A 12,840-nucleotide genomic window follows, 5' to 3' on the forward strand; every position below is an offset into this window, starting at 1 on the left:
TCACCGGCGAACGCGGTGCGAGTGTCCGGGCAGTCACGACAGCGCCTCCAGGGCGGCGGCGGCGCTCTGCGGCCGGCCGTCGCGCCTCCACTGCACGCACCGCTCGACCAGATCGACCAATCGTGGGTCGTGCGCGGTCGCCACGCTGCGCAACGGCGGAGCGCCGTACCGGGGCATGGTGCCGGCGAGCAGCTCGTACATCACCATTCCGAAACAGTAGAGATCACTGGCAAAGTCCGCCTCGTGGTACCCCGCGTCGTACTCCGGTGGCCACGAGATCAAGGCCGACTTCGGCGATCGTGGCTCGGCGGCCGTGAGGGCGCGGACGCAACCCAGATCGGCGATGACGGGCCCGTCGTCGGCCATCAGCACGTTTTCGGCGTTGATGTCCCGATGGACATACCCGGCGTCATGAAGGACGGCCAACCCGGTCAGCAGCCGGCGTGCAAAGGCGACGGCGGCGTTCGGCGACGGCGCCCCATGCGTGGCGAGCCATTGACGCACCGAGCCGAGCGGTAGGTAGTCCATCACGTAATGAGGCACCGGGGCCGCGAGGTTCATCTCCACCAGGTTGGGGAAGTACGGCGAGCCGCTCAGCCGCGACAGCAGGTCGGCCTCCTGAACGAAGTGGTCCCGCGCATACTGGTGTGCCTGTTCCGGCAGTTGCCGGTACCAGTAGTAGCCATGAAGTTCCGCACGCAGCTGGACCGGGGCGGCGTCGATGACGCTGTGGTAGCCGAAGAACCCCTTGGCGACGAACTCCACGCCCGGGACGTCGGCCCGCTCGACCAGCAGGAGGGTACTCCATCCGGTGAACGAGACCACCGACCTGGACTTGTAGGCCGTGGTCGTCTCCAGCACGTCGCGGAACACGTGGGTCGGCGAGACTCCTGCCAGGGACTCGAGGTGCATCGCCGGCGTGTCGGCCGTCATCGGGACTCGCCCTGCGGCGCGGGCTTGTACACGTAGCCGAGCGTCAGATCGGAGGTGCCTGGGATGACCTCCACCGCGCAGCCGGTGCCGGCGAAGAACTCGTCACAAGCCTTCTTCACACCGGGCAGCCCATCCCAGGCCCGCTCGTTGCGGCTCAAGTCGCAGTAGTCGTCGATGACGAGCAGCCCACCGGGCTCCAGGCGCGGCCACACCTGCTCCAGGCTCAGCTGGATGGAGCGGTAGTGATCGCCGTCGAGGTAACCGAAACACACCCGCTGGGGTAGTTGGGAGAGTGTCTCGTCGAACCAGCCTGCGACGACGCGAGGCATCGGCAGACTCCGGGTGCGGAAGTTGTGCTCGACCTGCTCCGCCGACGCCAGGCACTCGCCCTCTGGCAGATGGGTGTCCAGATCCCCGGGCGCGGGCATCCCGGCGAAGCTGTCGAACAGCACCAGTTCACGTTCCGGGTCCAGCGCCAGCATGGTTGTCGCGAGCCAGACGCTGGTGTAACCGGCGTTGCAACCGATCTCCACAACGTCGCCCGCGACCCCGGCCCGCAGGACCGAGGACAGGCCCCAGTGCAGTGAGACCAGCCGCTCTACATCGGACATATTGGAATTGAGCGCAGCCAGTTCGTATGCGAGACGCGCGTCCATTGCACTCTCCGTCAGTTGGTGAAGAAGCCGATGACTTTTTTGATCCGTCCCTGGGTGACCGGCTCCGTACTGTGGCTGAGCTGGCTGCCGAACATGACCAGGTCGCCCGTTGTTACGCGGGTGCGCCATTGAGTCCGCGGTAGCGCCTTGTACCACGGCGTGGTGTAGTCCCCTCCTTCACGGACTCTCCGCAATTCATCCGTAGGCTCGGTCCACAAGTCCGGGCTGCCGCAGGTTTCGACAACGAACTCGCCGCCGGTAAAGCCGTCGTTGAGCGTTATGCTCACTCCGGCGACCTTTACGTGATCCGGTTGGTTCTCGTCGAACGGCATATCGATGTGCGGCGTGATGTACTGGCCCACGCCGTACTCGAGATAGATCCAGGAGGTCAGCCGGCGGCCCGTGGGAAACAGGCTGCGCAGGTGGGGAAGAGCGCGCCTTGCGGCCTCATCCAGCACCGTCGTCGCCGCCTCGGGCAGCGGAAACAGCTCCAGGCGGCCCGCCGGCTCATAGAGGTCCATCACGTCCTGGGTGCTCATTCCGTCGACGGCGTGAACCGACACGGAGCGCTGCCCTTCAAAAGCGGAACGCCCCTCGGCCGCGATCTGCTCATCCACCGCATCGCAGACCGCCTGGCACTCGGTCGGGGTCAGGAATTGCTCGATACTGTGCACCAGGAGCGATTCCGAGGTCGTCAACATGGTCGTGCGCCTTTCCTCTTCTTCACGAACACCAGTTGGATCGAGCCGGCCGCGGACGGCGGCCGCATATCGGTGCCGGCATGAACGTGCGCGGCCGCGGCCAGGTCGAGGCCGGCCGATGCGGCCGCGCGTGCGACCTCGTCCTGGTCGTACAGCCACAGCCAGGAGTAGAACTCTCGTCCCGTCCCGTCGTCCCGCGTGATCCGGAAACGCTGCAGGTAGAGGCGCCCTTCGGCGGCGAACCGAGCCTGGAACTCGACGTCGTGTTCGTCGTGCAGGAAGATTCCTGTGCCGGCCGGATAGTGACTCGACCGGCTGTCGACCGGATGCATCCCGGAGCCCGCCCGAGTGCGCACGTCGGCGAAGACCCGCCCACCGGGCGCGAGCCCGGCGGCGATGTGACCGAGCGTCGCCACGAGCGCCGGCGGTGCGAATTGGTTGATCAGTTCGTAGCTGAGAAGGCAGAGGTCATGCGCCGGCACAGCGGAGTCTGTTCCGAACGCGCCGAGCTGGAAGCGGCACCTCCGATCGGTGCAGCGACGAGTCGCCGCAGCGATCGCTGCCGGGTTGATGTCGACACCCAGGTAACGGCGGCAGCCCGTGCCGTTCGCGATCTCGCGGGCGTAGGTTCCCGGGCCGCAGCAGGGGTGGAAGATCCGCTCGTCGCCGGTGAGTCCGAGCCAGTTCAGCTCCCGGCGCACCGCCGCCGCACTGCGGCCGGCGACCTCGCTGTCGTCGCGGCACTGCAGTTCGGCGAGGCGGGGTCCGATGACGGGATCATGATAGGGAACGCCGTTGGCGGAGATGTGGGCCCAGTCTGCGGGCATGCTGAGTGCGGTGAACATCAGGCCGGCTCGAACCCGTGCGGAGAGTCCGGAACGACCGCGCCGCATGGCAGCAGGCGGACCGCAGGCGGTGCTGAGCCGGCGAGCAGGCACTCCAGGTCGATTCGTTTCAACAGCGCCGGTCCCTGCAACTGGTTGCGCAGCGCCTCCACAGCTTGGGGACGGCCTGGAGTCCGGCGCTGCTGTGCCTGCAGGATCCGTGGGATGCTGCGGTCGGCGAACCAGAGGCCGGCTATCTCGGCGATGACACCTGCCACATCGTCGGCATCCACGAGCCCGGCGAGCAGCAGATGTCCGAGCGCCGCGCGAACCTCCACGAGAGGAACAGTCACCGGCCGGTACGGCGGCTCGGCTCCGTGTAGGAGCATGACCTCGTCGTCGTAGAGCCCGTAGCGTCCGATGAGCTCCACCACCGCGCCGTAGCCGCGCATGCCGTGGGACCGCAGTTCGACCGCGCGCAACGCTCCCATGGAGCCCAGCCCGATCACTTCGCGTCCGTCCCGTAACGCGGCGCAGATCTCCCGGTGGTCCACCGCGTACTCGTGGTAGAAGCCACCGTCGACAAGGATCACCCGGCCTGAGGGGTGATCGTGCAGCACCGGTCCCAACATGCCTCGGATCAGCGGCGGAAACACCGAGTACCGCTCGGAGGCGGCGCCGAGACGGTTCGACTGGTAGCCGGTCGGCCCGACGAAGATCAGGTCACGGTCAGCCATGCGACCACGCCGCGAGCCTCGGACCCACTCGAGGCGAGAGCCGGGGTACGTATGATTCGCAGCCGACAATGACGGTGCGCACCACCCACGGCCCGCCCATGCTCCCGTCACGGAGGACGAACCGGATCGTCGGACCGACGCCGCGTTCGGCCAGCCAGTGTGCGAGACCAGCGCAGTCGTCGGGTATCGCCTGGCTGAATTGATGCCTGACGTCGGACAGTGAGCACCCGTCACCCGGCCGGGGCTGCTCCGTCGCGACCTCGACGAGGCTCGGCAGATCTTCGCGGCCGCCGTGCATGAAGGCGGCACGGCTCTGTAGCGCCTCGAGTAGGGCACGCTCCAGAGCCGCCTCGAGTGAACGCGCGCAGGCGTGCCCGCCGTTGACGAACCGCCGGTCCGTCTCGGCCCGATCCCAGAGCACGACGTGCGCGACCGGCAGTCCCAACTCCTGCCTGACGACCAGTAGCCGCACCGCGACGTCGGCCTGGCGAGCGCGCGCCACCAGGTCCCTGAGTCGGTCGGGCAGCGAGCACTCGTCGATGGCCCATTCCTGACCGGCGTGCGATGGAAACGAGAGGGCATCGCGTTCCAGCACCTCCAGCATGGCGTGCATGGTGGCCTGCTCCAGCGTCAGGCCACATCCGAGTCCGAAGGAGCTCGCCCCGAAGTACGGCCGGACGGCCGCGTCGGGCGGCGGTGGAAGGAGAACCAGCTCGCTGGGGAGACGACGGGGCGCGGCAGCGCACAGGTCCGTTCCCTCGGCCGCGGTCACCTCCTCGTCCAGTGGAATCCGTACGTCCATGCGGGGACACAGCCGCAGGAGCGCGGCGGGACCGCCGAGCTGGGCGGCGATTGCCCGGTATGTGGTCCGGACGAGCGGCACCTGGGATCGGGTGTGCTCGGCGGCCGCCAACTCCACCGCCTCCAGCCGGGCCCCGATCTCAGCCGCGGCCTCGGTCGTTCCCTTACCGCCCGTGACGACTAGTGATCCGGCCAGCGCGCCGGGCCGCACGGCCATCGCAACGGGTACGCCGATGCGGTCGAGACGCGTGATGCTGCTGCTACGGGTCACCCCCACACTGGCGGACCAGGCACGGGCCGCCGCCAACACGGCCTCTTCGGTGGGGCTGGACGGCATGATCACTGGGCTCTTCCGAGGTTGTCGACGGGGGAACGGCCGGTGGCCACCGGTAGCCCGGAAGCCACCGGCCGTGGCTGATCAGTGAACCTTTTCCAACCTGGACCGTGCGGCGCTTACGCGTCGCGTCCACCCTTGCGGTCCGTCGGACCGCAAGGGGAGGTTGAAAGAGGTTCAGTTGTCGGTCTGGTCAGCTTCGATCGCCTTTTCGACGCGATCCCAGTCGCTCGCGAAGACGGCCGCCGTGTGGGCGGTCGCGCGGGTGTCGCGAGGATCGAAGTTGGCGGACTGAATCGCGTCCACGAACTCTTCGAACTCCTGGTCTGACTTCATGCTGCTCCTTTCTGCGCCTGGTTGGGGACATGGACCGGTTGGCGCCTGCCTCTGGGAACGGGCGCCATCAGGCGACGAAGTTCCACAGCAGTGACGCCACCCGCTCATCGCGGACCTCGGCCAGGGCGTCCCGCACGGAGCCGCGCGCGAGGTCCCACTGTTCCGCGCCGATCTCTGCCCGGATTCGGGCGTACGCGGACGGCCGATCGCTGGCTGCCGCGTGGAACTCGAAGTACTTCTGCAGGACCCCGAAGGCGAAGCCGGCGTGCAACAATCCGTACGCGGGCCGGTAGGCCTGCTTCCACGGCGAGTACCAGCGCGCTTCGGGATCCAAGTCCACCCCGCATGCCGTGAAGATCTCATTCAGCAGGGTGTGGGCCGATTCGTGAAGGATCAACTCGCCCAGGCGGACGGGATCCTGCACGACGTCGATGAAGATCGTGCCGGGCAGAGCCTTCAACGCATAACTCTGTGTGGTGTCGCGTCGACCGCGCGCCTGCATGGTGACAACGACACCTGTCACGGAGGTGATGAAGTGGTCCAGTCCGGCGCGTTGGATCGCTTCCCCGGCACCTGACCACGGCGCCGACGGCACCGCTCGTGAAGCCGGGTCCAGGTGGAGGAATAGCGGGGACTCGTACCGGTCGTCGTCGGACCGCTCACACTCGTCGGCAGCGACGATGCCTACGTCATGCCCTGGCAGCAGCGAGGTGCCGCTCGCGGTGGATGCCGTCGCCCAACGTTGGATCAGGTCACCTGCGTCGTCAAGGCGCCGCGCGCGCACCTCGGCCGTGATGGCATAGGTGAAATGGTGCAGTAGGGCGTACTGCCGCGCATCAAGCGTCGGTGGAACGACGAAGCGCTCGTCGAGGCGTGCCGCGGCGGCCCGCACCTGTGCCGCGCGACGTTCGCGCAGGTCCTTCAGTTCATGTGCGAGGCTCGGCCACACGTGTGTGAGGGCGACGTCAGTGCTCACGGGCTGCCCGCTCTCCGGCGATATCCGCCGCGATGTGATCAATGATCTCGATTCGATGGGTGCAGTAGTCCTCGTAGAAGGCGCTGTTCCGGTAACGCAGGCGGGTGGCGAGGCAGCCTCCGCCGCATGTCTGCCGGTAGTCGCAGTCGGTGCATTTGTCGAGCAGCTCGTCAAGGCCGGTACGCAGCGAAGGGTTGGTGACGAGGGATGTCGCCGCGGCCAGCGAGGGTAGGTCGTGGACGGTACCGAGCAGCCCGTCGGGTACGCCCAGCTCGTCGCAGCTGCCAAGCCGACCGTCGGGGTAGAGGGTCAGCACGAAGGCGCACTTCTGCTCTGTGAAGTGGCAAAATCGGGTGTCGCGGCCGGCGAGCACCCGGATCACGCTGGTGAACGGCTCGAGCAGGAACCGTTGGAACAGGCCGGTACCGCGCCAGTGGTCGTACGCCCTGACAAGAAACGCGGAGAACTCGAGTGGCGTGATCGCCCAGCCGGCGTGCTCCTTGCCCTTGGGCAACAGGGGCAGCATGGTCTCGCGATTGCCGACCGGAATTCGTTTCGGCATGACGTTGAAGTCGAAGCAGGGCGAGAACTTCACCGCCTTCACCGCCTCGAACCGTGCGACGAAGTCGAGCGTCTCCTCCGGGCGGAGCGACACGTCCTTGGTCACGGTCGAGATCAAGCCCACCGCGAGGCGGCGCTCGGCGGCCAGTTCCAGTGCCTGGTGTACGTGCTCGGATGTGCTCCGGTCACGGTAGTCGACACGGCTGCGGTTGGCCTCCGGATCCCCGTCAAGAGATATTCCGATGTCGATATCCGGCCATTCTTCGGCAAACAGGTCGAACCATGCCGGCGTCAACATGGTGCCATTCGTCTGTACGCTCAAGGACACGTTTCCCGGGTAGCCCCGCAGTAACCTCAGCAGGCCGGAGGTCGCCTCCATGCCGTACAGGAGCGGCTCGCCGCCGTGCATCTCCAGGCTCAGTGGCCGGCCGTCCGCCAGGTCCAGCAGGCGTGCGACGGTCTCGAGAGAGAGCTTGTCGTAGCCGGCGTAGGGCTTGCGCTTCTCGTAGCAGTAGTAGCAGTTGATGTTGCAGGCGTCCCCGACGAGTTTCAAGATCACCGACAACGGCTCGTTCGGCCCGGGTGTACGTAGTGTCGACTGCTGTGACGCCATCGCTGCTACCACCGTGGCGTAACTAGGAGGTCGCCCTTATCCGTGGTCGACAGTTCTGACTTCCGTGACATCAGCTATCCCGCCCGTGCGTCCTGAGTAGGTTCTTGAGGCGTCTGAGTGCCTCAGGATAGAGGTGGACGGCTTCTCTTCTCGCCGCCCTGACCCTTGACCCTGAATAACTCGCCGGAGGCTTTGGGTCCTGGACGATACCCACTGCGACGATGATCCACAAGCCCTGATCAACGCCTGTTCTGAGCAGGCGTGCCGCCATCCTCTATGTGTTACGCGACCGACACAGGGTGTATCGAATGTGCTTTGTATATACGCCAAATATACGCAGGCGGTCGTAGCATCTTCGACACGGATGCGTCGTTGCTGACGGGCAATGGCGGGAGGTTCCGAATCCGGCTGTGCACCGCCCTGGCTCCACGCTCTCGTCGGCGCGTGGGCGACGGGCGTCAGAGCAATCATTCTCATGGTGATGGACCGGCACGAGGTGCAGATGAAGAGGCGACCGGATGGCGGCGACACCGCGCAGCTTGGTAAGGCAGGCAGCGAGGCCGCTCATGCAGTTCGGCATGTCGATACGGTTGATGTAGGTTCGTTGCGGGCCGGGTTCTCGCCGAGGTTGGACGGGGTCAGCGCAAGGCACGCGCGGCTACTCGTCGAGCTGGCCGACGAGGTACCACCGATCGTTGTCCAGCGGTCCTCGCTGCGGGTGGTGGACGGCATGCATCGGCTGCGTGCCGCGCGCGCGCGAGGGGACAGGCAGATACCCGTCGTCTATTTCGATGGCTCCGATGTCGACGCGTTCGTCGCGGCGGTGCAGTTGAACGTCGAGCACGGCTTGCCGCTGACCACGCGGGACCGGCTGGCCGCGGCCGAACGGATCCTCGCCTCGCATCCTCAGTGGTCAGACCGCCGGATAGCGTCGGTGTGCGGGGTCGCGGCAAAGACGGTCGCCACGCTTCGGCGGCGTTCAACCGACGAGAGTCATCACCTGAACATCCGGATCGGCCGGGACGGGCGCCGGCATCCGGTCTCGGTCGAGGAAGGCAGGCGGTTGGCCGAGGAGATCGTGCGCCGCGAGCCTGGTGTCAGTCTGCGTGAGATGGCGCGCCGGTCCGGCATTTCGGTCGGAACGGCGTTCGACGTTCGTCGCAAGACGCTCGGCGAGGCTCGTGCCCCGGCGGCCGAGGCGGCCGCGGCGGGACCGTCAGCTGAGATGCGGGACTCGGCGTCCACCGACAGGCTGCCGGCGACGGCACAGGACCTCAAAGCCGTCATCCGGCCACAGCTGGCACGGCTCATCGAGGATCCCTCACTGCGGTATACAGATCACGGCAAGGCGTTACTCCGGCTGCTTTCGGCGACGCTTGCCTTCATTTCGCAGTCTGCGAACGCCGCGGAGACCGTTCCCGCGCACTGCCATGAGCCGCTTCGCGCTGTCGCCCAAGCTTGTGCCGGCGGATGGCACCAGTTCAGCGAGATGTTGTCGGAATAGGTCGCCTCGGCGGGCCACCGCCTGAGAAACGTGACGGCCACCGATCCGGGCCCGGCGGAGTAGCCGGTCGGCTCCGCGTCACGCGGCCGATCCGGCCTGGTCGCGGTCCGAAGACCGCCTGCGGCCCCTGCCCGGGAGTTGAACGGCGTCGTCGGTTGAACCTCAGTGGCCCCGTCGTCGCCCCGCCATGCTTCAATACCTGTTTGACATGCGGATCCATACCCTGCTGGACACTGCCGGACAACGGCATCCCCATCGCATCGCCGTCGTTGACGGTGTCCATCGGTGGACCTACGAACAACTCCGGCGGCGTAGCGTCAACCTCGCCGGCTTGTTCCGCGCACAGGGCCTGCGGCCGGGGGACCGGATCGCGGTGCGGTCCGGCACTGCCGGGTTCGCCACAATCCTGTTCGCGGCGGCCTATGCGGACCTGACGCTGGCGCCGCTGTCGGCCGGAATGCGCCCGTTCCAGCTCCGGACGGTACTTGCCGACATCGCTCCAGCCCTCGTGATAGGCATCGACCCCGGAAGTGTCGACGTCGCCGCCCCCGCCTGGTCACAGGCGCGGTTCGGGGAAATCCTGAGTAGCCTCGACGGGCCCGTCGCGGGCTCGCGCCCGACCGATGCCGGCCGCATCGACCGCGACCCGGGGCCGCCCGCTCTGCTGATGTACACCTCGGGCAGCAGCGCGCGGCCGAAGGGCGTGGTGTGCCCGCACGACCGGGTCCTCTTCGCGACCAGGGCGATCGGGCAGGTCCTGGGTTACCGGCCGGACGACGTCGTACTCTCCTGCGTGCCGCCCTCGTTCGACTACGGGCTGTACCAGATCCTGCTCACTACGGCCGCCGGCGCGCGGCTGGAAACGCTTGGGCCAGGAGAGGGAATGGCCCTTCTCGAACGGATAAACAGCTCCCGGGCCACCATCGTGCCCGTGGTGCCGGAGATCGCCACCGCACTGCTCCGGCTGGCGGCCAGGACATCACCGGCGGTAGCGCAGTCGGTCCGGATGTTCACGAGCACCGGCGCCGGGATGCCGCCGCGGCTCGCCGACGGGTTGCGTAGTGCGTTCCCCGGCGCCGCGGTGGTGCACATGTATGGACTGACGGAGTGCAAGCGAGCCACCATCCTGGAGCCGGACGGCGACCTGGTGCGCCCGGGGTCGGTCGGGCGCGCGATTCCCGGCACGGTCGTGCACGTCGTCGACCGCCGGGGTCGACCGTTGCCCGCCGGCCAAGTCGGTGAGGTCGTCGTCGAGGGTGGAAACGTCATGGCCGGATACTGGCGCGACCGGCAGCTCGGCGCCGCGACCTTCCGGGTGAGCGCGAGCGGTCGGCGGTTGCATACGGGCGACCGTGGCCACTTGGACGGGGACGGGTACCTGTATCTGCACGGTCGGCGCGACGATGTCTTCAAGCACCGTGGCGTGCGGTCGAGCGTCGCCGAACTCGAGGCGGCGGCCCTGGACATCGCCGGCGTCGAGGGAGCCGCCGTTGTTCCGCCGGACGAGGAAGGCCCGCTCACCGTCGTGGTGGCCACTGCCTTGCCGGAAGACGACGTGCTGACGGAACTGGCCCGCCGCCTCGAACCGGCGAAGGTGCCGGCCCGCTGTGTCGCGGTCGATGCCCTGCCGCTCACCCCACACGGCAAAGTGGACCGAAAACGGATTCGCGCGATCGCGCAACGGCACCGATCGTCGACCTCCGTTCAAATGCGGAGATCTTGACGGTACCGGCTGAGTTGGTACTGTGCCGATCTTGAGCATGACCGGCGCGGACCTGGACGGTCATGTTGAACGTTGCCCTCCGGTAGGTGACCACTGAACCTTTTCAGCCTCCCCTTGCGGTCCGACGAACCGCAAGGCCGGACGCGGTGCGTAAGCGCCGCGCGGTCGAGGTGGAAAAGGTTCACTGGTGGAATGAGGACCCGTATGCCATCGCGGCAAGCCCGCCTTGAGCCAGTCAATCTCGACACCGACGCGGTCCATCCGTTGCTCCCGGGCCAGCTCGCGCACCACCACGCGCTCCTGGAAAGGCCGGAGGCCAGTACGTCACTCTTCATGTCCTACCGGGTCAGTGGACCACTGGACGTTCCGGCACTCCTCGCCGCGGTGCGGTCGACGGTCGCCAGGCACGCGGGGCTGCGGATAGGCGTCACCACTCTTGACCGCGTACCCGTCCAGTGGATCCGGCCGATGCCGGACGATCGCCAACTCGTCGCACTGACGCAGGTGACGGCTAAGGACACCGCGCAGTTCGCGCGGTACGTGCGCGCTGTCCTGGCGGCGGACCTCAAGCACACCTTCGACCTGGCGGTCGAGTACCCGTTCATTTTCCGCCTGCTGCGGTTCTCACCGACGCTACACGCGGTGATCGGGGTGTTCTCCGGCTTCGCCGTCGACGCCACTGCCCGGATGATCGTCGTACGCGGACTGTGGGACACCTACTTCAGCCGCGCGACCGACACCGACCCGGAGGACGCCGGCTATCTCGCTGCGGTGACCGGCCAGGCGACCGCCGCCACCGACCGGTCGCACGCGGTGTCCACGTACTGGCGGCGGCGCGGCCCATGGCTGCCGCCCCGGTGCCAGTTCCTTCCCAGCCCCGGTGAACCGGCCGCACCGGTCGCCCAGACCGAGCTGCTACTCGTCGTCGGTGACGAGTGGAAGGATGTGCGCGGCCGCTGGCGGGAGTCCGGCTTCACCACGGTCCAATGGCTGCTCGCGGTGTTCGCCGCCACCGTGTTCCTGGCGACGCCGCAGGATCGGATCGCCGTCTCGATGAGCCTGAACGGCAGGCGTCACGTGGAGCGGGAAATCGTCGGCATGTTCGACGTCACCGTGCCGGTCGTACTGGACAGGCCGGCCAGGCCGATCGACCTGCTGGTGCAGGCTCGGCGGGAGTTGTTGTCGGCGACCTCGCGCCGCAACGTCGCGCCGCAGGCGTTGGACGACATGTGGGCGACAGTGGCGCAGCGCCTGGGCCATCCGGTCCACCACACCCTGCTCATGACGTATCTGGAGGACAACGCCGACCACGACTCTCCGGACGGCAGCACGATCACTGTCGAGCGTGGCGCGTACACCCCCGAGTTCCACCGGACCGCCGACGGCCTGCGTATCGCCGCCAACGAGCGGCCCAACGGGCTGCGCATCCGGCTGACCGTCGATAGCGGGACCATGTCGGAAGCCAGCTTCGCCACCTTCGTCGCCGCCTTCCGGGCACGACTGTACGGGGACGACTCCGGCCGTATCACGCCGACGACGGGCAGTGGCCCGCAGCTCACGCCACTGCGGGCACCCGACGGTACGGTACTGCTGGTCGTCGACCTGGCCGAGGTGACCTCGACCCTCGACACACATCCCGCGGTTGCCTCGTCCAGGGCCTTCGTAGAGATCGCGGAGGATGGTGGATCGTTGCTCGCCGCCGAGGTCACGGTCGCCGGTGTCGAGGTCACGGCGGACGATCTCGCCAACCATGTTCGTTCCACGGTCGCGAGTCGGCCGTTCCTGGCGGTTCCCGGGCGGATTGCGGTGGTGCCCAGCACAGCCTGCGGCGAACGGTCCGAGGCGCTATCCAGGGATGGAGTTGGTTGACCGGTGGAAAGCATCCACGCGGACACGTTGATCGACGAGAAGGCCCTTGACGCGGTGGTCAAGCGGGTGCTCACCGGGCCGCCGCCCGGCGCCGCGGCACGCTATACCGGCGCCATGCGGCTGGCCGATCTGGAGATCGACAGCCTCGTCATGGCGGAACTCATCGTCGAGTTCGAGCAGGAGTTGGGCGTACTGCTGGACGTCGTCGCCGTCGACCGCATGGAGACGCTCGGCGACCTCTGCCGGGCCTTGCGGCCGGCGGCGAGTTGAGC

Annotated in this window: 13 protein-coding genes; 4 read left to right on the plus strand and 9 right to left on the minus strand. The window is 67.5% G+C overall.

Going from position 1 to position 12,840, the window contains the following annotated elements:
• Window positions 1–33: 33 nt before the first annotated feature.
• From R6Y94_RS24930 to R6Y94_RS24970, 9 genes are all read right to left on the minus strand, one after another.
• Window positions 34–933 carry a serine/threonine protein kinase gene (locus R6Y94_RS24930; protein ID WP_318398270.1) on the minus strand — a complete coding sequence of 300 codons (900 nt, stop codon included), beginning with the start codon at window positions 931–933 and terminating at the stop codon, window positions 34–36.
• Window positions 930–1,589, minus strand: coding sequence for a TylF/MycF/NovP-related O-methyltransferase (locus R6Y94_RS24935; RefSeq protein WP_318398271.1), 660 nt, complete (start codon window positions 1,587–1,589; stop codon window positions 930–932). Before R6Y94_RS24935 ends, R6Y94_RS24930 begins: the two co-directional genes overlap by 4 nt.
• Window positions 1,590–1,600: 11 nt before the next feature.
• A complete protein-coding gene (locus tag R6Y94_RS24940; protein ID WP_318398272.1) occupies window positions 1,601–2,290 on the minus strand; it encodes a 2OG-Fe(II) oxygenase in 690 nt (229 codons plus the stop codon).
• A complete protein-coding gene (locus R6Y94_RS24945; RefSeq protein ID WP_318398273.1) occupies window positions 2,284–3,135 on the minus strand; it encodes a class I SAM-dependent methyltransferase in 852 nt (283 codons plus the stop codon). The genes R6Y94_RS24940 and R6Y94_RS24945 overlap by 7 nt, the downstream gene beginning before the upstream one ends.
• Window positions 3,135–3,851 (minus strand): TfuA-like protein, encoded by a 717-nt coding sequence (locus tag R6Y94_RS24950; RefSeq protein WP_318398274.1) that lies wholly within the window; start codon window positions 3,849–3,851, stop codon window positions 3,135–3,137. Before R6Y94_RS24950 ends, R6Y94_RS24945 begins: the two co-directional genes overlap by 1 nt.
• Window positions 3,844–4,989: a YcaO-like family protein gene (locus R6Y94_RS24955; protein WP_318398275.1), complete on the minus strand. Its 1,146-nt coding sequence runs from the start codon at window positions 4,987–4,989 to the stop codon at window positions 3,844–3,846. Before R6Y94_RS24955 ends, R6Y94_RS24950 begins: the two co-directional genes overlap by 8 nt.
• 174 nt (window positions 4,990–5,163) lie before the next feature.
• The gene (locus tag R6Y94_RS24960) at window positions 5,164–5,322 is read right to left on the minus strand and encodes a hypothetical protein (RefSeq protein ID WP_318398276.1); all 159 of its coding nucleotides are present in this window, start codon (window positions 5,320–5,322) and stop codon (window positions 5,164–5,166) included.
• 67 nt (window positions 5,323–5,389) lie between these two features.
• Window positions 5,390–6,298: an aKG-HExxH-type peptide beta-hydroxylase gene (locus R6Y94_RS24965; RefSeq protein WP_318398277.1), complete on the minus strand. Its 909-nt coding sequence runs from the start codon at window positions 6,296–6,298 to the stop codon at window positions 5,390–5,392.
• Window positions 6,288–7,418, minus strand: a complete 1,131-nt coding sequence (locus R6Y94_RS24970; protein WP_318398278.1) for a radical SAM/SPASM domain-containing protein — start codon at window positions 7,416–7,418, stop codon at window positions 6,288–6,290. The genes R6Y94_RS24965 and R6Y94_RS24970 overlap by 11 nt, the downstream gene beginning before the upstream one ends.
• Window positions 7,419–7,953: 535 nt before the next feature.
• On the opposite strand from R6Y94_RS24970, the gene R6Y94_RS24975 reads away from it, so the two are divergent.
• The 4 genes from R6Y94_RS24975 to R6Y94_RS24990 all read left to right on the plus strand — a co-directional run bounded on the left by R6Y94_RS24975 (window position 7,954) and on the right by R6Y94_RS24990 (window position 12,838).
• Entirely contained in the window at window positions 7,954–8,976 is a 1,023-nt protein-coding gene (locus R6Y94_RS24975) for a ParB/RepB/Spo0J family partition protein (protein WP_318398279.1), read from the plus strand.
• Window positions 8,977–9,163: 187 nt separating this feature from the next.
• Window positions 9,164–10,699: a class I adenylate-forming enzyme family protein gene (locus R6Y94_RS24980; protein WP_318398280.1), complete on the plus strand. Its 1,536-nt coding sequence runs from the start codon at window positions 9,164–9,166 to the stop codon at window positions 10,697–10,699.
• A 204-nt stretch (window positions 10,700–10,903) separates the two neighbouring features.
• Window positions 10,904–12,568, plus strand: a complete 1,665-nt coding sequence (locus R6Y94_RS24985; protein WP_318398281.1) for a condensation domain-containing protein — start codon at window positions 10,904–10,906, stop codon at window positions 12,566–12,568.
• A 3-nt stretch (window positions 12,569–12,571) separates the two neighbouring features.
• Window positions 12,572–12,838, plus strand: coding sequence for an acyl carrier protein (locus R6Y94_RS24990; protein WP_318398282.1), 267 nt, complete (start codon window positions 12,572–12,574; stop codon window positions 12,836–12,838).
• Window positions 12,839–12,840 lie beyond the last annotated feature (2 nt).

Source organism: Plantactinospora sp. KLBMP9567 (assembly GCF_033446045.1).
Lineage (GTDB): Bacteria > Actinomycetota > Actinomycetes > Mycobacteriales > Micromonosporaceae > Plantactinospora.